The organism is Brevundimonas sp. A19_0, from assembly GCF_017744255.1.
Lineage (GTDB): Bacteria > Pseudomonadota > Alphaproteobacteria > Caulobacterales > Caulobacteraceae > Brevundimonas.
The window spans coordinates 13,013-34,673 of sequence record NZ_JAGHQP010000008.1 but is presented as its reverse complement, the minus strand read 5'-3'; the positions used below and the strand labels follow the sequence as shown (position 1 = coordinate 34,673).

The 21,661-nt window shown below is 69.7% G+C and carries 22 protein-coding genes and 1 tRNA gene; 6 read left to right on the top strand and 17 right to left on the bottom strand.

The features are described 5' to 3' along the window. Positions 1-39: 39 nt before the first annotated feature. The 3 genes from J7346_RS09070 to rimP are packed head-to-tail and all read right to left on the bottom strand — an operon-like array spanning position 40 to position 3,099. Positions 40-756: an RNA-binding protein gene (locus tag J7346_RS09070; RefSeq protein WP_209119592.1), complete on the bottom strand. Its 717-nt coding sequence runs from the start codon at positions 754-756 to the stop codon at positions 40-42. Between the two features lie 18 nt (positions 757-774). Next, positions 775-2,538, bottom strand: a complete 1,764-nt coding sequence (gene nusA, locus J7346_RS09065; protein WP_209119591.1) for a transcription termination factor NusA — start codon at positions 2,536-2,538, stop codon at positions 775-777. A 3-nt stretch (positions 2,539-2,541) separates the two neighbouring features. Then, positions 2,542-3,099, bottom strand: coding sequence for a ribosome maturation factor RimP (gene rimP, locus J7346_RS09060; protein ID WP_209119590.1), 558 nt, complete (start codon positions 3,097-3,099; stop codon positions 2,542-2,544). A 147-nt stretch (positions 3,100-3,246) separates the two neighbouring features. Here rimP and J7346_RS09055 point away from each other — a divergent pair, with 147 nt between their 5' ends. Further along, a complete protein-coding gene (locus tag J7346_RS09055; protein WP_209119589.1) occupies positions 3,247-3,792 on the top strand; it encodes a protein-tyrosine phosphatase family protein in 546 nt (181 codons plus the stop codon). On the opposite strand, the gene trmB is transcribed toward J7346_RS09055, so the two are convergent. From trmB to hemC, 6 genes are all read right to left on the bottom strand, one after another. After that, a complete protein-coding gene (gene trmB / locus J7346_RS09050) occupies positions 3,753-4,457 on the bottom strand; it encodes a tRNA (guanosine(46)-N7)-methyltransferase TrmB (protein ID WP_209119588.1) in 705 nt (234 codons plus the stop codon). The genes J7346_RS09055 and trmB overlap by 40 nt on opposite strands. Before the next feature lie 149 nt (positions 4,458-4,606). Further along, on the bottom strand, positions 4,607-5,797 hold the full coding sequence (gene metK, locus J7346_RS09045; protein WP_209119587.1) for a methionine adenosyltransferase: 1,191 nt from the start codon (positions 5,795-5,797) through the stop codon (positions 4,607-4,609). 60 nt (positions 5,798-5,857) lie between these two features. Then, positions 5,858-6,421 carry a biotin transporter BioY gene (locus tag J7346_RS09040; protein ID WP_209119586.1) on the bottom strand — a complete coding sequence of 188 codons (564 nt, stop codon included), beginning with the start codon at positions 6,419-6,421 and terminating at the stop codon, positions 5,858-5,860. A gap of 9 nt (positions 6,422-6,430) precedes the next feature. Beyond that, a tRNA-Thr gene (locus J7346_RS09035) sits at positions 6,431-6,506 on the bottom strand. A 41-nt stretch (positions 6,507-6,547) separates the two neighbouring features. Continuing rightward, the gene (locus J7346_RS09030; RefSeq protein WP_245157760.1) at positions 6,548-7,228 is read right to left on the bottom strand and encodes a uroporphyrinogen-III synthase; all 681 of its coding nucleotides are present in this window, start codon (positions 7,226-7,228) and stop codon (positions 6,548-6,550) included. A 4-nt stretch (positions 7,229-7,232) separates the two neighbouring features. After that, the gene (gene hemC / locus J7346_RS09025) at positions 7,233-8,177 is read right to left on the bottom strand and encodes a hydroxymethylbilane synthase (protein WP_209119584.1); all 945 of its coding nucleotides are present in this window, start codon (positions 8,175-8,177) and stop codon (positions 7,233-7,235) included. A gap of 81 nt (positions 8,178-8,258) precedes the next feature. Between hemC and tsaD the strand changes: the two genes are divergently transcribed. The 3 genes from tsaD to J7346_RS09010 are packed head-to-tail and all read left to right on the top strand — an operon-like array spanning position 8,259 to position 10,818. Further along, a complete protein-coding gene (gene tsaD / locus J7346_RS09020) occupies positions 8,259-9,404 on the top strand; it encodes a tRNA (adenosine(37)-N6)-threonylcarbamoyltransferase complex transferase subunit TsaD (protein WP_245157767.1) in 1,146 nt (381 codons plus the stop codon). Positions 9,405-9,427: 23 nt separating this feature from the next. Further along, positions 9,428-10,429: an NAD(P)H-dependent glycerol-3-phosphate dehydrogenase gene (locus tag J7346_RS09015; RefSeq protein WP_209119659.1), complete on the top strand. Its 1,002-nt coding sequence runs from the start codon at positions 9,428-9,430 to the stop codon at positions 10,427-10,429. Further along, positions 10,426-10,818: a Rieske (2Fe-2S) protein gene (locus tag J7346_RS09010; RefSeq protein ID WP_209119583.1), complete on the top strand. Its 393-nt coding sequence runs from the start codon at positions 10,426-10,428 to the stop codon at positions 10,816-10,818. The genes J7346_RS09015 and J7346_RS09010 overlap by 4 nt, the downstream gene beginning before the upstream one ends. Here J7346_RS09010 and J7346_RS09005 read toward each other — a convergent pair. From J7346_RS09005 to J7346_RS08985, 5 genes are all read right to left on the bottom strand, one after another. Beyond that, positions 10,815-11,318, bottom strand: a complete 504-nt coding sequence (locus J7346_RS09005) for a phasin family protein (RefSeq protein ID WP_245157759.1) — start codon at positions 11,316-11,318, stop codon at positions 10,815-10,817. The two genes, J7346_RS09010 and J7346_RS09005, sit on opposite strands and share 4 nt — an antisense overlap. 21 nt (positions 11,319-11,339) lie before the next feature. Beyond that, entirely contained in the window at positions 11,340-12,092 is a 753-nt protein-coding gene (locus tag J7346_RS09000) for a creatininase family protein (RefSeq protein ID WP_209119582.1), read from the bottom strand. 89 nt (positions 12,093-12,181) lie between these two features. Beyond that, complete coding sequence (locus J7346_RS08995) at positions 12,182-12,781, bottom strand: TetR/AcrR family transcriptional regulator (RefSeq protein ID WP_209119581.1); 600 nt, start codon at positions 12,779-12,781, stop codon at positions 12,182-12,184. Continuing rightward, positions 12,781-14,382 carry a DHA2 family efflux MFS transporter permease subunit gene (locus J7346_RS08990; RefSeq protein WP_209119580.1) on the bottom strand — a complete coding sequence of 534 codons (1,602 nt, stop codon included), beginning with the start codon at positions 14,380-14,382 and terminating at the stop codon, positions 12,781-12,783. Before J7346_RS08990 ends, J7346_RS08995 begins: the two co-directional genes overlap by 1 nt. Further along, positions 14,379-15,500, bottom strand: coding sequence for an HlyD family secretion protein (locus J7346_RS08985; RefSeq protein ID WP_209119579.1), 1,122 nt, complete (start codon positions 15,498-15,500; stop codon positions 14,379-14,381). The genes J7346_RS08990 and J7346_RS08985 overlap by 4 nt, the downstream gene beginning before the upstream one ends. Positions 15,501-15,665: 165 nt before the next feature. Here J7346_RS08985 and nth point away from each other — a divergent pair, with 165 nt between their 5' ends. Continuing rightward, on the top strand, positions 15,666-16,388 hold the full coding sequence (nth, locus tag J7346_RS08980; protein ID WP_209119578.1) for an endonuclease III: 723 nt from the start codon (positions 15,666-15,668) through the stop codon (positions 16,386-16,388). Here nth and J7346_RS08975 read toward each other — a convergent pair. After that, positions 16,378-17,316 carry a transporter gene (locus J7346_RS08975; RefSeq protein ID WP_245157758.1) on the bottom strand — a complete coding sequence of 313 codons (939 nt, stop codon included), beginning with the start codon at positions 17,314-17,316 and terminating at the stop codon, positions 16,378-16,380. The genes nth and J7346_RS08975 overlap by 11 nt on opposite strands. 28 nt (positions 17,317-17,344) lie before the next feature. On the opposite strand from J7346_RS08975, the gene J7346_RS08970 reads away from it, so the two are divergent. Continuing rightward, the gene (locus J7346_RS08970) at positions 17,345-18,364 is read left to right on the top strand and encodes an adenosine kinase (protein ID WP_209119577.1); all 1,020 of its coding nucleotides are present in this window, start codon (positions 17,345-17,347) and stop codon (positions 18,362-18,364) included. On the opposite strand, the gene J7346_RS08965 is transcribed toward J7346_RS08970, so the two are convergent. Both J7346_RS08965 and J7346_RS08960 read right to left on the bottom strand, forming a co-directional pair. After that, positions 18,361-19,644 (bottom strand): RsmB/NOP family class I SAM-dependent RNA methyltransferase, encoded by a 1,284-nt coding sequence (locus J7346_RS08965; RefSeq protein ID WP_209119576.1) that lies wholly within the window; start codon positions 19,642-19,644, stop codon positions 18,361-18,363. The genes J7346_RS08970 and J7346_RS08965 overlap by 4 nt on opposite strands. Before the next feature lie 3 nt (positions 19,645-19,647). Beyond that, positions 19,648-21,630 (bottom strand): potassium transporter Kup, encoded by a 1,983-nt coding sequence (locus tag J7346_RS08960; protein WP_209119575.1) that lies wholly within the window; start codon positions 21,628-21,630, stop codon positions 19,648-19,650. Positions 21,631-21,661: the final 31 nt, after the last annotated feature.

The window sequence follows — 21,661 nt, the reverse complement described above, 5'->3', positions numbered from 1 at the left end:
GTATCAAACACAAAAGGGCGAGCGCGCCCCGCCTCCCTTTCAGGAGTCGGAACCCTGCCCGTCCACAGCCTGCCCGGGCCCGTCGTCGGGCCCTTCCTTGCGAGGGTCGTCCGGTCCGTCCCCGGAGGGTCGCCCGGGTCCGGCCCGATCCCACTCCGGTGGATGAAGAGGCCGAAACCCCGCAAGTCGGTTGACCTCAAGGGTCCAGCGATCCGCGCGTCCACCTGCAAGCAGGACGCTGTGTATCGCATTTTCCAGCCCCAGGGCCAAACTCAATTCTTCGGCGTCAAACGCCCCGCACAGCCCCACAGGGCGCGGTGCGTGTCGCAACAGGGCCGTCAGACGCTGGCGGCCGTCGCGGGCGCCGTCCGACGCCTCGATCAGCCAGCCGGCCTTCCCGCCCCGGATCGCCGCGGCAGATTTCTCGAAACCGGAGATAAGCACGCCTTCGCGCCGGGCAAGCCCCAGTTGCTCAAGACAGCGCCGGACCAGCAGCCGCTCCACCTGGTCGGCAAGGTCGGCGGGCGCCTGCACCTGGGCCTTTGCGGCCCGCGAGAACAGACCTTTGGCGGCGGCCGTGACCGACGCGCGGTCGGCGGCCACCCACATGCCCCGGCCCGGCAGGCGGCGCGCCAGATCGGGCACGACCTGACCGTCCGGGGCCACGACGAAGCGGATCAGGGCAGACTCGTCCATGACCTGGCGCGTGACCAGATCGCGGCGTTCCCGTTCAGCCTGTGCTTCGGCGAGCCCCATGGACGGTCCGGTCTCCCATCACGCGTCGCGGTCGTCGAGGTCGGCGTCGACGGTGTCGGGGGTCTCACCCTCGACATTCTCTACGGCCTCGTCGTCGCCGGCCGGGGCCGCGAACACGGCGTCGGCGTCGAAGGACTCCTCGCCATACTCGCCGTCCTCGGCTTCATATTCGGGCTCCGGCTCGGGCTGCGGCAGCTCCGAGGCGTCGATCCAGCCGGCCGCCACGCGGGCCTGCAGGATCAGCATTTCGGCCTCTTCCTGCGCCAGGTTGAAGCTCTCCAGCACGCCGGCCAGCTTGACCCGCTCGCCGTTCTTCATCTCGTAGCCGCCCCGGATTTCGTCGGTGGCCAGATCGGCCAGATCCTCGACCGTCTTGACGCCGTTCTCGCCCAGGGCGACCGCCATCGGCAGGGTCACGCCCGGCACGTCCAGCACGCCGTCCTCGACGCCCAGTTCCTTGCGCTTGGCGTCCTGCTCGGCGGCCTGACGGTCCAGGAAGTCACGGGCGCGGGCCTGCAGTTCCTCGGCCGTTTCCTCGTCAAAGCCCTCGATGTCCGAGATCTCATAGGTCTCGACAAAGGCCAGGTCCTCGACCGTGGCAAAGCCTTCGGTGACCAGCAGCTGGGCGATCACCTCGTCGACGTCCAGGGCTTCCTGGAACAGGGTGGTGCGCTCGGCGAACTCGCGCTGGCGACGCTCCGAGTCCTGGGTCTCGGTGATGATGTCGATCTGCCAGCCGGTCAGCTGCGAGGCCAGACGCACGTTCTGGCCGCGACGGCCGATGGCCAGCGACAGTTGTTCGTCGGGCACGACCACCTCGACGCGGTCGGCTTCCTCGTCCAGCACCACCTTGGACACCTCGGCCGGGGCCAGGGCGTTGACGATGAAGGTGGGCTCGTCCGGGTTCCACTGGATGATGTCGATCTTCTCGCCCTGCAGCTCGGCCACGACCGCCTGCACCCGCGAGCCGCGCATGCCGACGCAGGCGCCGACCGGGTCGATCGAACTGTCGTTCGAGAGCACGGCCATCTTGGCGCGCGAGCCGGCGTCGCGGGCGGCGGCGCGGATCTCGATCACGCCGTCATAGACCTCGGGCACTTCCTGGGCGAACAGCTTGGCCATGAAGCCCGGGTGGGCGCGGCTCAGCATGACTTGCGGACCCTTGGCCTCGGGGCGGACGTCATAGATGTAGGTGCGAATGCGGTCGCCGATGTTGAACAGCTCGCGCGGGATCGAGTCATTGCGGCGCATGATGCCCTCGCCGCGACCCAGATCGACGATGGTGTTGCCGTATTCCACGCGCTTGACGGTGCCGTTGACGATCTCGCCGACGCGATCCTTGAACTCTTCGTACTGGTTGGCGCGCTCGGCCTCTCGGACCTTTCCGGTCACGACCTGACGGGCCATCTGGGTCTGGACGCGGCCGAACTCGAACGGCGGCAGCTCCTCGACATATTCCTTGCCGACGACGGCCTCGGGATCGCGCTTCAGCGCGTCCTTCAGGCGCACCATGGCGCTGTCGTTGAACTCTTCCAGCTCGTCCTCGGGCTGCCAGTCGTCCTCGACGATGGTCACATGGCGGGTCAGCGACAGCTCGCCGGTCTTGCCGTCCAGGCTGGCACGGATGTCGTGGTGGGCGCCATAGCGCGACTTGGCGCCCTTCTGGATCGCCTCCTCGATCGCCTCGATGACGATCTCGCGGTCGATATTCTTCTCCTGCGCCACGGCATTGGCGATCTGGAGCAGTTCGAGTCGGTTCGCGGAAACGCCGGTCACGGCCATGGATCAGTCCTCGGAATCGTCGGGGTTGGTTTCGGTGTCGGAAGCCGATCGGGCGGCGCGCTTTTCGGCGCCCGCCTTCATCAGCTCATCAGTCAGGACCAGCTTGGCATCCACCAGCCAGTCAAAGGGGATCAGGGCGGTGTCTTCCTCGCCCTCGAGGTCGATGCAGACATGGCCGTCCTCGGTGCCGGCCAGGGTGCCCTTGAAGCGCTTGCGGCCCTCGACCATGCGATCGGTTTCCAGCCGTGCCTCCAGACCCTCGAACAGCTCGAAGTCGGACAGCCGCGTCAGGGGCCGGTCGATACCGGGCGATGAGACCTCCAGCAGATATTCGCCCGAGATCGGATCGGCGGCGTCGAACACTTCGGAAATGGCGCGGCTCAGCCGGGCGCATTCCTCGACCGAAATGTCATTGTCGGAGGGGCGCTCGGCCATGACCTGCAGACGGCGCCGCTGGCTGCCCCCCATCAGGCGCACGCGCACCACCGCCAGGCCGAGGGTCTCGGCAATGGGGTCGATCATCTCGATCAGGGCGCGGTCTTCTGCGGTCCTGGCGCGCACGCGGGGTCTGCTCCAACAAAAAAGCGGCTGGCCCGTACGGCCGCCGCTTGATCACGACGCCGTTCGACGCCGGTCTAACGATGTGGCCTGCCCTATAGCGCCCTCGCGCCGCCTTGTCAGCCCCCCGGGAAAGGATCGGCCTTTGCAATGCCCGTTTCCTCGCCTACAGCCCCGGCCATGGAGATTCACTGGATACCCCAGGACACGCCCGGCAGCCTCGGCGTGTCGCGCCGCCCGCCCGGCGGCGAGGAGATGGAGGCCGTGCTGGTGTCCAATCTCGGCTATGTCGACCGGGTCATCACCCTGCTGGAGGCCGAGGAGGCCGAGCGGCTCGGCATCGCGGGCGAGGCCGCCGTCTGCAAGGCGCACGGCGTGGCCTTCGACAATCTGCCGGTACCCGACCATGACGTGCCGCCGGACGTGGCGGCCTTCGACCGTCTGGTGAAGCGACTGCGCAAGCGTCTGGAGGCGGGCGAGCGGATGGTCATCCACTGCAATGCCGGCCTCGGTCGCGCGCCGACCCTGGCCTGCTGCCTGCTGGTGGCCGGAGGCCTGCACCCGGACGAGGCCGTCTTGCGCGTGGGCGCGGCGCGCGGGCGCACCGTGCCCGAAATGGACAGCCAGTATGCCTTCATCCACGCCTTTGCCGAACGTCAGGCCGCGGCGGCCGCGCGGCGTTCGAAGAGCAAATAGACCGGCTCCGTATCGCCCAGCCGCTTTTCCTCATAGCGGGTGCGGATGTGGTCGGGCGGGGCGACGCGCCAGTCGTCGGCGCTTTCAGCCGTCCAGACGAGGCCCGGCGTCTCCAGAAACCGCTCCAGCGCCCAGTCGGCATAGGCCTTCCAGTCGGTGACGAAGCGCAGGCGGCCGCCCGGCTTCAGGATGCGGGCCAGCTCCGCCGCCACATCGCTCTGGACCAGCCGCCGCTTGGCATGGCGGGCCTTGGGCCAGGGGTCGGGGAACAGGATCAGAACATGGTCGATCGAGGCGTCCGGCAGGGCGGCGATCACGGCGCGCGCGTCGTCGGCATGGATGCGGACGTTCGACAGCCCGCCTTCCTCGATATGGCGCAGGGCTGAACCGACGCCGTTCAGGAAGGGCTCGCAGCCGATCATCAGGGTGTCGGGGTGGCGGGCGGCCTGACCGGCCAGATGCTCGCCGCCGCCGAAGCCGATCTCAAGCCACACCTGTTTCGCCCCCGGCATCAGCGCCCCGGGGTCCAGCGGTCCCGCGGCCGGATCGGGCAAGGCCACCCGCGGCAGCAGAGTCTCGAACAGGGCCGCCTGACGCGGCTTCAGGGCACGCGACTTGATACGGCCGAAGCTGCGGATCGGGCCATGGGAAGAGGGGTCGGACATGACTTTGAGTGGCGAGTGACGCGTGGCGAGTGGCGAGGAAAGCGTTGGGGGTCGAACCAGCCGACGATCCAGCAACCTCCCAGCCTTAAGGCGACACCGAGCGAGTTGAAAGGGTCTCGCCACACGTCACTCGCTACTCGTCACTCTCTTCAGGCCAGCGCCTTCAGCCGGTCGACCAGATCGGTCCGTTCCCACGAGAAGCCGCCGTCGGCATCGGGCTCGCGCCCGAAATGGCCATAGGCGGCGGTGCGCGCATAGATGGGCTTGTTGAGGCCCAGATGCTCGCGGATGGCGCGCGGAGTGCCGCCGCCGATCAGGCCCAGCAGCTTCTCCTCCAGCACCGTCTCGGAAATCTTGCCCGTGCCGTGCAGATCGACGTGGATCGACTGGGGCTTGGCGACGCCGATGGCATAGCTGAGCTGGATGGTGCACCGGTCGGCCAGACCCGCCGCCACGACATTCTTGGCCAGATAGCGACAGGCATAGGCCGCCGAGCGGTCGACCTTGGTCGGGTCCTTGCCCGAGAAGGCGCCGCCGCCGTGGGGGGCCGCCCCGCCATAGGTGTCGACGATGATCTTGCGTCCGGTCAGGCCGGAATCGCCGTCCGGGCCGCCGATCTCGAACACGCCGGTCGGATTGATGTGCCAGACCGTCTCATTGGTGATGAAGCCTTCGGGCAGGACGTCCTCGACCACCGGCTTTACCAGCGCGGCGACATCGACCTGCGACAGACCGGGGGCATGCTGGGTCGAGACCACGATCGAGGTGGCGCGGACCGGCTTGCCGTCCTCGTAGAACAGGGTGACCTGGCTCTTGGCGTCGGGCTCGAGCCGCTTCTCGCCGCCGTGACGCAGCTCCGACAGGCGGCGCAGGATGCGGTGGCTGTAGGCCAGGGTGGCGGGCATCAGCTCGGGCGTTTCGTTCGAGGCATAGCCGAACATGATGCCCTGGTCGCCGGCGCCCTCGTCCTTCGACTCGGTGGCGTCGACGCCGACGGCGATGTCGGCCGACTGGCCGTGCAGATAGTTGGAAAACGTGAGCGTCTCCCAGTGGAAGCCGTCCTGCTCATACCCGATGTCGCGCACGGCGGCGCGGACCACCTGTTCGATCTCGGCCTCGATACCGGGGGCCCAGGCCCCGTTCTCCCAGATGCCCTTGCCGCGGATTTCGCCGGCCAGAACCACGCGATTGGTGGTGGTCAGGGTCTCGCAGGCCACGCGCGCCTCGGGATCCCTGGACAGGAACAGGTCGACGATGGTGTCCGAGATCCGGTCCGAGACCTTGTCGGGGTGGCCCTCGGAAACGCTTTCCGAGGTGAAATGGAAGGAGGTACGGGACACGGGCAGGCTCCGATCTGGCGTGGGCGCCAACTGTAGGCCGCAAGAGATATAAAGATATGCTTATATGTTCAAGCGCTGTCGCAGGCCCAGAAGAAGGGGGGCGGCCAAGGCGACGATCGCCGACTTGACCACCATGCCCCACAGGAAGGGCACAACGCCCGCCGACAGGGCTGCTGCCGGGCCCAGCCGCAGGGCCAGCCCGGCCCAGCCGGGCGCAAGAATGAGGACATGGCCGACCAGCCCCAGACCGAGGGCGGTGACGATCTGTCGCCCCCGGCGCCCCCTGGCCAGATCGTCGCTCAGCGCGCCCACAAAACCGGCGGCCAGCACAAAGCCGGCCAGATAGCCGGCCGTCGGTCCCGCCAGCACCGACAGCCCCGAGGCGCCGTCCGCAAATACCGGAAGGCCCAGCGCTCCCGCCAGGACATAGAGGGCTGCCGCCGCCAGTCCCCAGCGGGGCCCCAGCGCCAGCCCGGCGGCCAGCACCACCAGGGTCTGCAACGACTGCGGCACCGGCGACCCCGGCACCGCCACATCCACCCGCGCCCCCAGCGCGATCAGCAGGACGAAGCCGAAACAGGCAAGGGCACACGGCAGCGCGTGTCGGAAAGGGGTAAGGATCATGGGAAAAGGTGGTGCCGCTTAGGTGACTCGAACACCTGACCCCCGCATTACGAATGCGATGCTCTACCAGCTGAGCTAAAGCGGCCCTGATCGGCGGGCCTGACCGACCCGGCGCGAGGGCGGTGTTTATACGGGGCGGGGCGGCTTGCCAAGCGTCTGTGCATCGAGCGTGTCGATCAGGGCCTGTTCGTCCGGACGGGCGGCGATGCGCACCCCGGAAAAGCCCAGCGCCTCCAGCGGCGCGGCGACGGCGGGGGACATTGCGAAGGCGAGGCGTCCGGGGGTCGTGTCGGCATGGCGGTCGGCAAAGGCGGCGGCGGCACGCGGCGAATGGAACAGCACGCCGTCGAAGGCGGCCGGGGCCGGATCGTCCGCCTCGACCGTGTCGTAGATGGCCAGGGTGTGCACCGGCGTCTCGCCGCCGACCAGAGCCGCCAGATCGGCGGCCGGGCGGGCCGGGCCGGGGGCGAGGACGGGGCCGGCGGCGTCCGGGCGGATCAGGGCGGCCAGATCGCGCACATCGCCTGAGGCCGAGTGCACATCGGTGTAACCGGCCGCGCGCGCGGCATCAGCCGTCGCATCGCCCACGCAATAGGCCGGACGGGTGCGGTCCGGGTCCTGTGCGCTCCAGAGGACCACGGCATTGCGGCTGGTGAAGGCGAGGGCGGTGTGGTCGGGCACCGGGCCTGTCAGCGGCAGCGGGCGCACGACCAGCAGGGGGGCGACCAGCGGCGAGTGGCCTAGGGCGGCGAGGCGCGCGGCGGTCTCGTGGGCGGCCGGCGCGGTGCGGGTGACCCAGAGGCGCATGGCCCTAGTTTTCGACCGGTTCGCCGTCGGCGAGGGCGCGGTTCTGGACCGTGTGGCCCATTGCCTCGGCGGCGGCCTCGACATCGGCGGTGAGCGGAATCCGGGCCGTCTCGCGCCAGCGACGCGTGCCATCGGGGCGCAGCCGCTCGGCGACCAGCACCAGATCGTCGCCGTCGTGCCAGGCATGGGCGCCGACGGCCGTGCGGCAGGACCCCTCGAGTGCCCGCATGGCGGCCCGCTCGGCCCGGACGGCCAGGGCGGTCGCGGCGTGATTGAGGACCGGCCCCCAGACCTCGATCGCCGGGGCATCGCCCTCGCGGGTCTGCAGGGCCAGGGCGCCCTGACCGGGCGCGGGCACGAAATCCTCGACCGGCAAAAGGGCGCGGATGCGATCGCTGTAGCCCAGCCGGTTGAGGCCCGAGGCGGCCAGCAGGATGGCCTCGAACTCGCCGTCGGCCACGCGCTTGAGCCGGCTGTCGACATTGCCGCGCAACAGTTCGATCCGCAGGTCTGGCCGGAGGGCCAGCAGCTGGGCCTGTCGTCTCAGGCTCGCGGTGCCGACGCGCGCGCCTTCGGGCAGGTCGGTGACGCTGTCGAAACGCTCGCTGACGAAGGCATCGCGCGGGTCCTCGCGGACCGGAATGGCGGCCAGCGCCAGACCGGGCGGCGGCTCGACCGGCACATCCTTCAGCGAATGGACAGCCAGATCGCAGCGGCCGTCGAACAGGGCGGCCTCGATTTCCTTGGTGAACAGGGCCTTGCCGCCGACCTCGAGCAGGCGCCGGTCCTGGATCCGGTCGCCGGTGGTGACGATCGGCACCAGCGGCAGGCGGGCCTCCATGTCGGCGGAGGTCACGCCCAGGGCGTCGGCCAGCGCCTGACGCACATGGCCGGTCTGGGTCATGGCCAGGGTCGAGCGGCGGGTGCCGATACGAAGGAGGTGCGTCATGGTCGGACCGTGGCCGTTGCGTCGCGGGGTGCGGGCCGCTACCTCGACCCGGTGAACAGGACTGTGGCCACACCGATGAGCATGGACACCAGGGCCGCGCCCTATAGCACGGGGCCGGAGACGGCAACCGGCCCGCTCATCCTGCTGGGCATCGAGACCAGTTGCGACGAGACGGCGGCCTCGGTCGTGCGCCAGCAGGCCGACGGCACGGTCGAGGTCCTGTCCTCGGTGGTGCACAGCCAGATCGACGATCACGCGGCCTATGGCGGGGTGGTGCCCGAGATCGCCGCGCGCAGCCATGTCGAGACCATAGACGGCATTGTGCGGCGCGCCCTGACCGACGCCGGCTGTGACTGGACCGCGCTGGACGGCGTGGCGGCGACCGCCGGGCCCGGACTGGTCGGTGGCGTCATGGTGGGCCTCAGCTATGCCAAGGGCGTGGCCATGGGTCGCGGCCTTCCGCTGGTGGCGGTCAACCATCTGGAGGGTCATGCGGTCTCGGCGCGGCTGGGCCGGCCGGTGGCCTACCCCTTTTTGCTGCTGCTGGTCTCGGGCGGTCACTGCCAGCTGCTGGAGGTGCGCGGCATCGGCGACATGACCCGGCTGGGCACGACTCTGGACGATGCCGCGGGCGAGGCCTTTGACAAGATCGCCAAGGCCATGGGGCTGGGCTATCCGGGCGGCCCGGCGCTGGAACGGCTGGCCGCGACCGGCACCGATGAGGGCGCCGAACGGTTCGACCTGCCCCGGTCGCTGCTGGGTCGGCGGGACTGCGACTTTTCCTTCTCGGGGTTGAAGACGGCCGCGGCCCGGCTGTCGCAGGGGCTGGAGTCCGACGCCGACAAGGCGGATCTGGCCCGTGCGGTGCAGACCGCCATCGCCCGCCAGCTGGCCGAACGCTCGACGCGGGCGCTGGACCTGTTCCGCGAGCATCACCCTAAACTGGACCGCCCGGCCTTTGTCGTGGCGGGCGGGGTGGCGGCCAATGCCACCGTCCGGGCGCGGCTGACCGGGATCGCCGTGGCCAAGGGGTTTGATTTTGTCGCGCCGCCGATGGCCTATTGCACCGACAATGCCGCCATGATCGCCCTGGCGGGAGCCGAACGGCTGCGTCTGGGTTTGACCAGTGACCTTGCGGTCGCGGCCCGCCCGCGCTGGCCACTGGACGAGGCGCGCGCCCTGTCCGATCCGGCTCACCCACCCGGGCGCAAGGGGGCCAAGGCATGAGCCGCCAGGACGGGAGTGAACCGATGCAGATGAAGACGGCGGGCGTGATCGGCGGCGGCGCCTGGGGCACGGCCCTGGCCCAGGTGGTGGCGCGCGCGGGCCTTTCGGTCACGCTGCAGGCGCGCGAGACCGAGGTGGTCGACAGCATCACCCGCGACCGGATCAATGCGGCCTTCCTGCCCGATGTGCCGCTGGATCCCGCGATCACGGCCACGACCGATCTGGCGGACCTGGCGGGCTGCGATCTGGTGCTGGCGGTGCCCCCGGCCCAGCACCTGCGCGCGACGCTGGAGGCCTTCCGGCCGCACTATCGGGCCGGCACCCCCATGATCCTGTGCTCCAAGGGCATCGAGCGCGGCACGCTCAAGCTGATGACCGATGTGCTGCACGAGACCCTGCCCGAGGCCACCCCGGCGGTCCTGTCGGGCCCCAGTTTCGCGGGTGAGGTGGCGCGCGGCCTGCCGACGGCGGTAACGCTGGCGGTCGCCGACGCCGGTCTGGGCGAGGCCCTGATGGCGCGCCTCTCGCCCCCGGGCTTCCGCCTGTACCTGACCGACGACCTGATCGGGGCCGAGGCCGGCGGCGCGCTCAAGAATGTTCTGGCCATCGCCTGCGGCATCGTCGAGGGGCGTCAGCTGGGCCGCAGCGCCCACGCCGCCCTGATCACCCGGGGCTTTGCCGAAATGACCCGCCTGTGTGTCGCCCTGGGCGGCCGCGCCGAGACGGTCGCGGGCCTGTGCGGTCTGGGGGATCTGGTGCTGACCTGCTCCAGCCCGCAGTCGCGCAATATGAGCCTGGGTCTGGCCCTGGGTGAAGGCCAGACGGTCGAACGGGCCCTGGCCGGCAAGCGCTCGGTCGCCGAGGGCTATCAGAGCGCGCCCGCCGTCCGCGATCTGGGCCTGAAGCTGGGTCTGGACATGCCGATCGCCTATGGGGTCGCTGCCCTGCTGGCGGGCGAGGCAACGGTTGACCAGATCATCGAGGGCCTGCTGTCGCGGCCGCTGCGCGCCGAAACCGACGGATGACCGACGGCGCGGCCCCCGAAGCGCCGGACCCTGAGCGCAAACGCGTCTGGAAGACCCCGCCCGGCGTCGCCCTGTGCGCGCTGGACGACATTGCCGAACCCGGCTCGCGCGGCTTCGTCCTCCAGATCGGCGAGGCGTATTTCCACGGCTTTGTGGTGCGGAAGGACGGCGAGGTCGCCGGCTGGGTCGACCGCTGCCCGCATCAGGGCTTTCCCATGGCGCTTGAGCTTGACCGCTATCTGACGCCGGACGGGTCCCTGATCCTGTGCGGCTGGCACGGCGCGGTGTTCGAGCCGCTGGACGGCGCCTGCGTCGGCGGGCCCTGTGCGGGGGCGCGCCTCACGCCCTGGCCGGTCGAGGCCTCGGGCGGGGTGATCCGGACGGCCTAACGCTTCAGACGTCGGGCGTTGGCCGTGGCCTTGTCGTGCAGGGGTTTGAGCGCCTCGGCCTGGGTCTTCAGCAGGCCTGAGTTGAACGCCATCATCTGGCTGGCGGCGCGGCCCCACCATCCCAGTGCATAGTTGAATTGGGCCGTGGCCGCGGCGGCCGGGGTAGGCGCCGAGGACACGGCGACCGCCGCCCGGCGGGCATGGTCCACCTCGGCCAGCGCCGACTTTGACGCCCGGGCGGCCAGGGTGCCCATATTGCCGGTGAGCGAGGCGGCCGAGGCGCTGAGCGCCTCCAGCTTTTCGGTGCCCATCAGGGACAGTTCACCGATGTCGGCCCGCAGGGGGTCGGCCATGGCGCGCGCCATGATTTCCATGCGCGCCGCGATGACGTCGGACGAGGCCGTCAGCATGTCCTGGCTGTCGCTGGCCGTGGTCAGTGCGGTTCGTGCATTGCGGGCCATGCGCTTGCCGTCGCGGGTCATCGATCTGGGGGAGGTCATGGGCCAGCCTAGACCATTTGCTCAGTCAGGGGCGACTTCATTCGTAAAGGCCGCGACATCCTTCAGCAGGGCCGGCACGGCGGCATCGATGATGCGCTGGCCCTTTTCGGGGCTGGCCTGGGCCGGGTCCGAGCCGATGCGGCCGTCGGGGAAGCGGGCGCGGTAGTCAAGCGCATCGCGGATCGGGCCTACGGGGGCGATCTTCGGCGAATAGTCGGCGGTCTTGATGTGGTCCGGATAGGCGGCCTGGGTCACGGCGATCTCGGACGGGGTGGCATGCATGCCGTGGCCGGTCGGGAAGATCGAGCTGCACAGGGCGTGGACCCCCGGCAGGTCCCACCAGTTCACCAGCTTGAGGGCAAACGGCGCCCGCTCCTCGAGGAAGCTCCACTCGGCATAGATTTCGGCGAAGGTCGCATCAATGGTTGAGACATTGCCGCCGTGGCCGTTCAGGAAATAGATCCGCTCGAAGCCGTGGCGCGTCAGCGAGCTCACCCAGTCGGAAATGGCCGCCATGAAGGTCGAGGGCCGCAGCGAGATGGTCCCCGGAAAGGCCAGGTGGTGCTGGGCCATGCCGATGTTGAAGGTCGGGGCGACGACCAGATCCTCGTCCTGGGCCTCGGCGGCGTGGGCGATGATCTCCGGGCACAGCCAGTCGGTGCCGAGCAGGCCCGTGGGGCCGTGCTGTTCGTTCGAGCCGATCGGCACCACCACCGTCCTGGTGGTCTTCAGCCGGGCCTCGATCTCGGGCCAGGACGACAGGTGGATCAGCATGGGGACAAACTCCGGATGGGGACGCAACAGGGCCGCCTTCCTACGCCGATCCGCCGGAGGGGCCAATGGCAGTGGCCTCAATCGGGGGCTCAGTCGGGGGCAAAGGCCCTGAGAAACCGCCGGGCCGTCTCGCGCGCCCGCGCAGGGATATCGGCGACCTGGGGCGGTGCGGCCCCCAGCACCAGACGCAGATGGCCATGGCCCAGCACCATGCCCGAGAACATCTCGGCCGCATGGTCGGGGTCGGGCACCCGCATCAGGCCCCGCCGGTCCTGTTCGGCCAGCCAGGCGGACAGTCGGCGCAGGCTCTCGCCCGGTCCGCTGTCATAGATGACTCGCCCGATGTCCGGCGCCTCGGGCGACATCAGGGCCAGCCCCCGCATGGACGATCCCGCATCGCCGCACAGGATCTTTTCGAGCAGGGCGGTGGCCAGCGCCGTGAGCACGGTCTCGGGATCGCCTGCGGTGCGCAGCGGCGCGGTCACGGCCTCGGACCGCCGGGCGGCCAGCGCCCGCCCAATCTCCAGCTTGGAGCCGAAGCGGTTGTAGAGGGTCTGTTTCGACACCCCGGCGCGGCGGGCGATCTCCTCCATCGTGGCCGCGGGGCCCTTTTCGGCGAACACATCGCGGGCGGCGTCCAGAATGGCCTCGCCCTTGCGCTCATCCACCTGTCCGAGGGCGCGCGCCATCAGTGGGCCTCCGCCGGGGGGGCGCCGGTCGGCCCCTTCACCGGCCGGGCGAACAGGGTGACGAAGGCCGCGACCGCACAGGCCAGTGCCAGGAGGGCAAAGGCATCGCCGAACGCCAGGGTGGTCGCCTGTTTCTGCAGCATGCCCCAGACGGCCTTGAGCGCCGAGGCATGAGGATCGACCGAGTCGGAAAACCGCTGCGCCATCCCGGCCAGCAGACCCTGCATCTGGCTGTCCGACTGGCTGATCCGGCTGGTCAGCTCGCCCATATGGACCGCCGTATTGGTGGTCAGGGAGGTGTTGAGGAAGGCGAGGCCGAAGGCGCCCCCCACATTGCGGGCCAGATTGACCAGACCCGAGGCGTTCTTGACCATGTGCGGGGGCAGGGTCGACATGGTGACCTGCTGCGCGGCGATCATGGCCAGCATGACCCCGGCGCCGCGCATCGCCTGCACGCCGGCGAACTGCCAGAAGCCCCATTCCTCGGTCAGGGCCCGGGCATCCCACATGCCCCAGGCGCACAGGATGAAGCCGACGAACATCAGGACGCGCACATCCAGCTTGCGCACCAGTCGCCCGGCCAGCGGCGCGGTCGCGAACATGGCGAGGCCCGAGACGACCATGGTGGTCCCGACTTCGGACGGCGAATAGGCCAGCACCCGCCCGAGGAACAGCGGCAGCAGGAAGGTCCCGCCAAACAGGGCCGCGCCGACGATGAAGGTCATGATCACGCCGACGGTGAAGTTGCGGTTGGCAAAGGCGCGCAGCTCGACGATCGGGTTACGATAGGTCAGCGACCTCCAGACAAAGGCCGGTCCGGTCAGGGCCGCGACCACCGCCAGGCCCAGAATGGCGGTATCCGCAAACCAGTCATTCCTGGCGCCTTCCTCCAGCACGAACTGCAGGCTCATCAGAAAGACAGCCATCAGGCCGAGACCGGCCCAGTCAAAGCCCTTGGACAGCGAGGCATCGCCGGTGTCGAAGCGCGCAAACCGGCCCACCAGAAACAGCACCAGCATTCCCGGCAGGACATTGATGAAGAACAGCCAGCGCCAGCTGAGCCATTCGGTCAGGTGCCCGCCCAGCGTCGGCCCGACCGTGGGGGCCAGGGTGACGATCAGGCCCATGACCACGCTGGCGGTCACGCGCCGCTCGGGCGGAAAGGCGGTAAAGGCCACGGCGAACACGGTCGGGATCATGGCCCCGCCCAGAAAGCCCTGAAGCGCCCGGAACAGGATCATCATGTCGATGGAGCTGGACAGGCCGGTGGCCACGCTCATCACGAGGAAGCCGGTGCAGGAAATCAGGAAGACCTTCTGGGTGCCCCACAGCCGCGACAGGTATCCTGACAGCGGGATCATCACGACCTCGGGGATCAGATAGGCCGTCTGGATCCAGCTGATCTCGTCGGCCGAGGCGCCGATGCCGGCCTGGATCTGGGGCAGGGAGGCGGCGACGATCTGGATATCCAGAATGGCCATGAACTGGCCGATCACCATCCCGGCAAAGCCGAGCAGCAGATAGGTCCAGTTGACCTCGGGCGCGGACTTCGGGGCGGCGGCGGGCGCCGGGGTCGCACCGCCGAGGGCGGTGGCGGTCATGGGCGGGCGACCGCCAGAACCGGCGCGCCCGCCATCTGCGGCGCCTCATTGCCGACCTCGGCAAAGCTGGCCCCGCCCGGGCTCCTCAGATCAACCTTGACCTCGACCGACAGGCCGGGGCGCAGCGACACCGGCTGTCCCCCGGCGCGGTCGACCACGATCCGCACGGGCACCCGCTGGGTGATCTTGGTGAAGTTGCCGGTCGCATTCTCGACCGGGATCAGGGCGAATTCCGACCCCGTCGCGGGGGCAAAGCTGTCGATCCGGCCGTGCAGGGTCTGGCCGGGGAAGGCATCGGCGGTGATCTCGACCGCCTGGCCCAGCCGCAGGTGATCCAGCTGGGTCTCCTTGAAGTTGGCGACCACATAGGTTTCGCCCAGCGGCACGATCGACAGCAGTTGCGATCCGGGGCTGACGTACTGGCCGGCGCGCACGCTGCGGGCGCCGACGACCCCGGCGACGGGGGCGCGGATCACGGTCCGGTCCAGCGCCGTGCGGGCCTGTTCGACCGCGGCACGGGCCTGTTCGACGGCCGCCAGACTCTGTTCGCGGGTCGAGCCGAGCACGGCGGCGGTGCGTTGTTCGGCGACAAGGGCGGCCTGGGCCTGTTCGACGGCGGCCTGGGCGGTCTGGGCCCCGGCCTGCTCGGTCTGCATCCGCTGCTGGGAGACCCAGCCCTGTTCGGCCAGTCGGCCATAGCGGTCCACCTCGGCCCGGGCCAGATCGGCCTGGGCGCGGGCCTGGGCCACGCCCGCGGCGCGTGAGGCGATCAGGGCCTGTTCCTGGGCCGCGCGGGCATCGACATTGCCGACGGCGGCGACCAGCGCCTGAAGATTGGCTTCCGCCTCGGCCAGCTTGGCCCGCGCATCGGCGTCATCCAGCCGCACCAGCACCTGACCGGCCTCGACCGCCTGGTTGTCAGCCACCAGCACCTCGACGACATAGCCGCTGACCTGCGGGCTGACGAGGGTGGTGTCCGCCTGGACGAAGGCGTTGTCGGTGGTTTCCCAGTGCTGCTTGTCCAGCCACCACAGGGTGCCGCCGGCCAGGACGACCAGACCGGCGATCACCCCGACGATCAGGGGCAGTCGGGCCTTGAGGGAGGGAGAAAGAGCCATATCGCAGTACTCGGGAGGGGGAGGTGCGTCATAAAATGGACCGAAGCGTCCAGAAATCAAGAACCCATGTTGCGGCGCAACAAACACGCTCTGTTTCAGACCCTGACTCGCCCGACGACTGGCCCACTCTTGACCCGGCCCGCCGGGGCGGCGATGCCCTTGGCCATGGCCCGTGCTCCCCGAAAGACCGCCGCCTCACCGCGCAAGGCGCCCGCCGCGCGTCGGGCCACCGGTGCGGTCGTCTGGCCGCCGGATTCCGACCGGGTCGAGGCCATCTTCGCCCGCCTGGCGGCGGTCATGCCCGAGCCGAAGACCGAGCTGAACTTCAGCAGCCCCTACACACTGGTGGTGGCCGTCGCCCTGTCGGCCCAGGCCACCGACGTCTCGGTCAACAAGGCCACCGACCGGCTGTTCACGGTGGCCGACACGCCGGAAAAAATGCTGGCGCTGGGGGAAGAAGGCCTGATCCCCTACATCGCCTCGATCGGCCTCTACCGGAACAAGGCGAAGAACGTCATCGCCCTCAGCCGCATCGTGCTTGAGCAGCACGGCGGCGAGGTGCCTCTGACGCGCGACGCGCTACAGGCCCTGCCCGGCGTGGGGCGCAAGACCGCCAGCGTGGTGCTGAACGAGCTGGAGATCGAACCGGCCATCGCCGTCGACACCCACGTGTTTCGCGTGTCGCACCGGCTGGGTCTGGCCAATGCCGGAACGCCGGACAAGGTCGAGGCCCAGCTGCATCAGGTCGTGCCGGAGGCCTGGCTGCCCAAGGCCCATCACTGGCTGATCCTGCACGGCCGCTATACCTGCGTGGCGCGAAAGCCGAAGTGCGAGGCCTGCGTGATCCGCGACCTGTGCCCGTCGGTCGCGCTCGGTCTCAACGATTGAGGTGGTCGGCGACGGCGGCGACGAAGGCCTGCCCGCCGTCGGGGGCGTGGTTGAGGTAGAAGTCCGGCTCGATCAGCTCCGCCTCCATCAGCAGCCACTGGCCGTCGGCTCCGCGCGCCAGGTCGATGCGGGCGTACAGCAGCTCTTCCTCGACCGTGGCCAGCACCTGGCGGGCCAGCTCCAGCGCCACAGGATCGGGATGCGGCTCGGGGGCATACAGGCCGCCGAACTGTTGCTGGATGCGGAACTCTCCGGCACGGGGGCGTTTGCGCACCGCGTGGCTGAAGCGCCCGCCAAAGAACAGCAGCGACAGCTCGCCCTCGGTCTCCAGCGCCGCGATGAAGGGCTGGATCAGGGCGGGGCCCTCCGGCGCCTCGGTCAGGGTCGCCCCCCGCGCCAGCCGCGTCGTCTGCCATCCGCCGCCCGAGACGCGCGGCTTGATCACCAGCTCGTCAGCGCCCAGTGCGTCAAAGGCGTCGGCGACCTGATCCGCCGTGACGCGGTCGCTCCAGAGCGTGGGCGGCACCGGCAGGCCCGCCTCGCCCAGCCGCTTCAGATAGGACTTGTCGGAATTCCAGGCCAGCACGGAGGCCGGGTTCATCATCGGCAGTCCGGCCGCCTGCCAGGTCGCGCAGGCCTTCATCCAGCGGACGTGGTCGCGGTGATAGCCCCAGGCCACCAGCGGCATGACCAGATCGGCCGAGGCCAGCCCGTCTGCCGCCTCGATATGGTCGGTCCAGGCCTCCGACCGGGCGTCGAGACCCCCGGCGGCAAAGGCGGCGACCAGCCGGTCGCGCACCTGCGGCCACTGGCCGGCAAACGAGGGATCTTCGGGGTTCGGGGTCAGGATCACGATGTCGGACATGGGCGGGTCATAGCGGAAATTGGTCCACGGCAAAGCCTCGACCCGTCGCCCCGCACTGGTCATGCGCGGACAGGCGGGCTAAGCGGCCTTCATGAACTCAAATGCCCCCACCCATGACGCCCCCGCTCACGACGTCTGCGCCGTCGGCAATGCCATCGTTGATGTGCTCAGCCCCTGCACCCCGGAATTCCTGACCGAAAAGGGTCTGGCGCCCGGCTCCATGCAACTGGTCGACGAGGACCAGAGCGCCACCCTGTACGCGGCCATGGCCGCCGGGGTCGAGGCCTCGGGCGGGTCGGCCGGCAATACGGTGGCCGGCATCGGCAGCCTGGGCGGGCGCCCGGCCTATATCGGCAAGGTGGCCGACGACCAGCTGGGTCAGGTCTTCAGCCACGACATCCGCGCGGCGGGCGTGGCCTTCGATACCCCGGTGCTGAAGGACGGCGCGGGCACGGGCCGCTGCCTGATCAATGTCACGCCGGACGGCCAGCGCACCATGTGCACCTTCCTCGGCGCCGCCAACCAGCTGGCCCCCGAAGACGTCGACCTGGCCCGGGTGGCCGACAGCGCCATCGTCTATCTGGAAGGCTATCTGTTCGATCCGGCCCCGGCCCGCGCGGCCTTCGAGGCCGCGGCCGACGCCGCCCACAAGGCCGGACGCAAGGTCGCCATCACCCTGTCGGACACCTTCGTCGTCGCGCGCTGGCGCACCGAACTGCTGGCCTTCCTCGACAGCTCGACCGACATCGTGTTCGCCAATGAGGCCGAGGCCTGCGCCCTGTTCGAGACCGACGATGTCGAGGCTGCCACCCGCGCGCTGGCTGAAAAGGTCGAGGTGGTCGCCGTGACCCACGGGCCGAAGGGCTCGGTGCTGGTGCGCGGCGGCGAGCGCGCCGACATCGCCGCCGAGCCGGTCGAGAAGGTCATCGATACGACCGGTGCCGGCGATCAATACGCTGCGGGCGTGCTGTTCGGTCTGGCGCGCGGCCTGCCGCTGGAAACCTGCGGGCGTCTGGGCGCCATTGCTGCGGCCGAGGTGATCGCCCACTGGGGCCCGCGCCCGATGACCTCGCTCAAGGATTTGGCCGGGGCCGCGGGGATCCGCCTCTAGTCCACGCGCTCCAGGGCGGCGACGAAGAAGCCGTCCAGACCGCCCCGATCTTCCCACTGGCCGGGCACGATGCGCAGCCAGCCCTCGGGTGTCAGCGCCTCGGCCGGAGCGCCCACGGCCGCCGGATCGGCGGGCACGGTGCGGAAGGCGTCGTTGCGACGCAGGAAGGCCGTGATCTGGGTCTCGCCCTCCTCGCGCTCCAGCGAACAGGTGCAATAGACCAGCCGACCCCCGGGCGCGACGCGGGCAGCGGCGGCATCCAGCAGCCTGTGCTGCACATCGGCCAGATTGCCGATATCCGCCGGCCGGGTAGCGCGCAGGGCTTCGGGATTGCGCCGGAAGGTCCCGGTCGCCGAGCACGGCGCATCCAGCAGAACCCGGTCGAAGGTCCGCGGGTCGTCCCAGGCTTCGGCCGGCGTGGCGATGACCTCGGCGGACAGGCCCGTCCGCTCCAGATTGGCGCGCAGCCGGTCGAGGCGCTTGTCGGAGCGGTCCAGCGCCGTGACACGGGCGCCGGTCGCCGCCAGCTGCAAGGTCTTGCCGCCCGGGGCGGCACACAGATCGAGGACCGTATGGTCTGGGCCGGCCGCCAGCAGGCGGGCGGGCACAGCGGCGGCGGCGTCCTGCACCCACCAGTCCCCCGCCTCGAAGGCCGGCCAGTCGCGCAGGTCACCCCGCCGGCGGGTGCGGACCGTGTCGCCTGACATCAGCTCGCCTTCCAGCGCCTCGGCCAGGGCCGGGCCGTCGGCCGAGGGCTTGAGGCTGAGGTCGGTGGGCGGTTCGGCAATCGCCGCCCGGGCCATGGCCTGAAGCGCGGCTTCGCCCCAGGTCTGGCGCCAGCGGGCGGCCAGCCAGTCGGGGAAGTTGGCCACCGGATCGGGCGCACTGAAGCCGTCCCGTCCGACGCCGCGCAGCACCGCATTGACCAGCGCCTTGTACGGCCGGGTGGCCGGATCGCGCTCGGCCAGCTTGACCGCGCTGGACACGGCGGCAAAGGCCGGGGTGCCGAGGCTGAGCGTCTGGGCCAGCGCGATCCGCATCAGGGTGCGCACCGCCGGCGGAGGCGGTCGCTTCAGCCGCCCGTCGAGGACGGCATCGATCTCGCCCAGTCGTCGCAGGGCCGCCATGGCCACCGCCCGCGCAAAGGCCCGGTCCTGCGGGGCCAGGGTCGAGACGGGCGGCTTGCCCAGGGTCTCGTCGAGGCCGTTCCGCCGCTCCAGCGCCGCATTGAGCAACACCCCGGCCGCATGGCGGGCCTGAATTCCGGGATCATCCGTCATGCGTCAGACCGACACCTGGGTGCCCAGCTCGACCACGCGGCCGGGCGGGATGTGGAAGAAGTCGGTCGGGTTGGCCGCATTCCGCAGCAGGAAGATGAACAGCCGATCCTGCCACAGGGGCATGCCCTGGGTGGCCGAGGCGACCACCGAGCGACGGCCGAGGAAGAAGCTGGTCGACATGATGTCGAACTTCAGCCCCTGCTTGCGGCACAGGCCGAGCGCCTTGGGCACATTGGGCCGCTCCATGAAGCCGAACGACAGGATGACCCGCTTGAAGTCGCCGTTGATCGGCTCGATCGTCACCCGGTCGGCCGTCGGTACGCGGGGGCGCTGGGCCGTGCGTACGGTCAGGATGATGTTCTTCTCGTGCAGCACCTTGTTGTGCTTGAGATTGTGCATCAGGGCTACGGGCGCGACCTCGGGGTCCGAGGTCAGGAAGATGGCCGTGCCGGGCGTGCGATGCGGCGGACGGGCCGACAACATGTCGATCAGGTCCGACAGCGGCAGGCTGTCGCGGCGCGTCTTGGCCGTCAGGATCTGGGTGCCGCGCACCCAGGTCCACATCAGCAGCAGCAGACCACCGCCCAGCACCAGCGGGAACCACGCCCCCTGCGGGATTTTCAGCATGTTCGAGGTCAGGAAGATCACATCCAGCGCCAGGAAGGGCGTGATGACCAGGAGGCTGAGCGGCAGCTTCCACTTCCACAGGTGGCGCACGACGAACCAGGCCAGCAGGCTGTCGACGAACATCGAGCCGGTCACCGCGATCCCGTAGGCCGCGGCCAGACTGGTCGAGGTCTGGAAGGTCACCAGCAGGGCCAGAACCCCCACCATCAGAAGCATGTTGATCGCCGGCACATAGATCTGGCCGGCCTGGCTCTCGGAGGTGTTGCGGATGTCGATGCGCGGCAGCAGGCCCAGCTGGACCGCCTGTTGGGTGACCGAGAAGGCGCCGGTGATTACCGCCTGACTGGCGATGATGGTGGCGATGGTCGCCATGACCAGCACGGGCCAGTAGGCCATTTCCGGTACCATCATCCAGAACGGGTTCTCGGCGGCCGCCCGGTTCGACAGTACCAGTCCGCCCTGGCCCAGATAGTTGAGCGTCAGGCACGGCAGCACCACCCACAGCCAGCCCGCCCGGATGGGCGACTTTCCGAAATGGCCCATGTCGGCATAGAGGGCCTCGGCCCCGGTCACGGCCAGGAAGACGCTGCCGAGGATGACAAAGCCCAGAAAGCCGTTATCGATCAGGAAGATCACGCCATAGTGCGGCGACAGGGCCCGCAGGATCGAAAGGTCGTCGAAGATGTGATAGAGGCCCAGCCCCGCCAGGATCAGGAACCAGACCAGAGTCAGCGGTCCGAAGAACTTTGCCACGCTGGCCGTGCCGCGCGACTGGATCATGAACAGGGCAATCAGGATGCCGGCCGCGATCGGCACCACGAACGGCGCAAAGGTATCGCCCATGCCCGGCGCGTCGCGCAGGCCCTCGATGGCGGACACCACCGAAATCGCCGGGGTGATCACCCCGTCGCCATAGAAGAGCGCGGCGCCGCAGACGCCCAGCAGGAAGACCACGGCCGAGCGCTTGCCGATGGCATGCTGGGCCAGCGCCATCAGCGACAGGGTCCCGCCTTCGCCCTTGTTGTCCGCCCGCATCAGGAAGACGACGTACTTCAACGTCACGACCAGGATCAGGGCCCAGAAGACCAGCGAGACGACGCCCAGCACCGCCAGCTCGGCGGCACCGCCCGAGCGGCTGTGATGCAGGGCCTCACGCATGGCGTAGAGCGGGCTGGTGCCGATATCGCCGAACACGACGCCGATGGCGCCGATCATAAGGCCCAGCTTGCCCTTGCCCGAGAGTCCGTGACCTGCGTGCCCGTCGCCCGGCGAGGTTCCGGGCGGGCAGGCGTCTGACGCTGTGGAGCCTGCTGCCTCGCTGGACGCGGCGGCATCGGCCCTGGGGGTATCCCCGATCATGCCAGGTCTCCGGGAGCCGTGGGAGGACGGT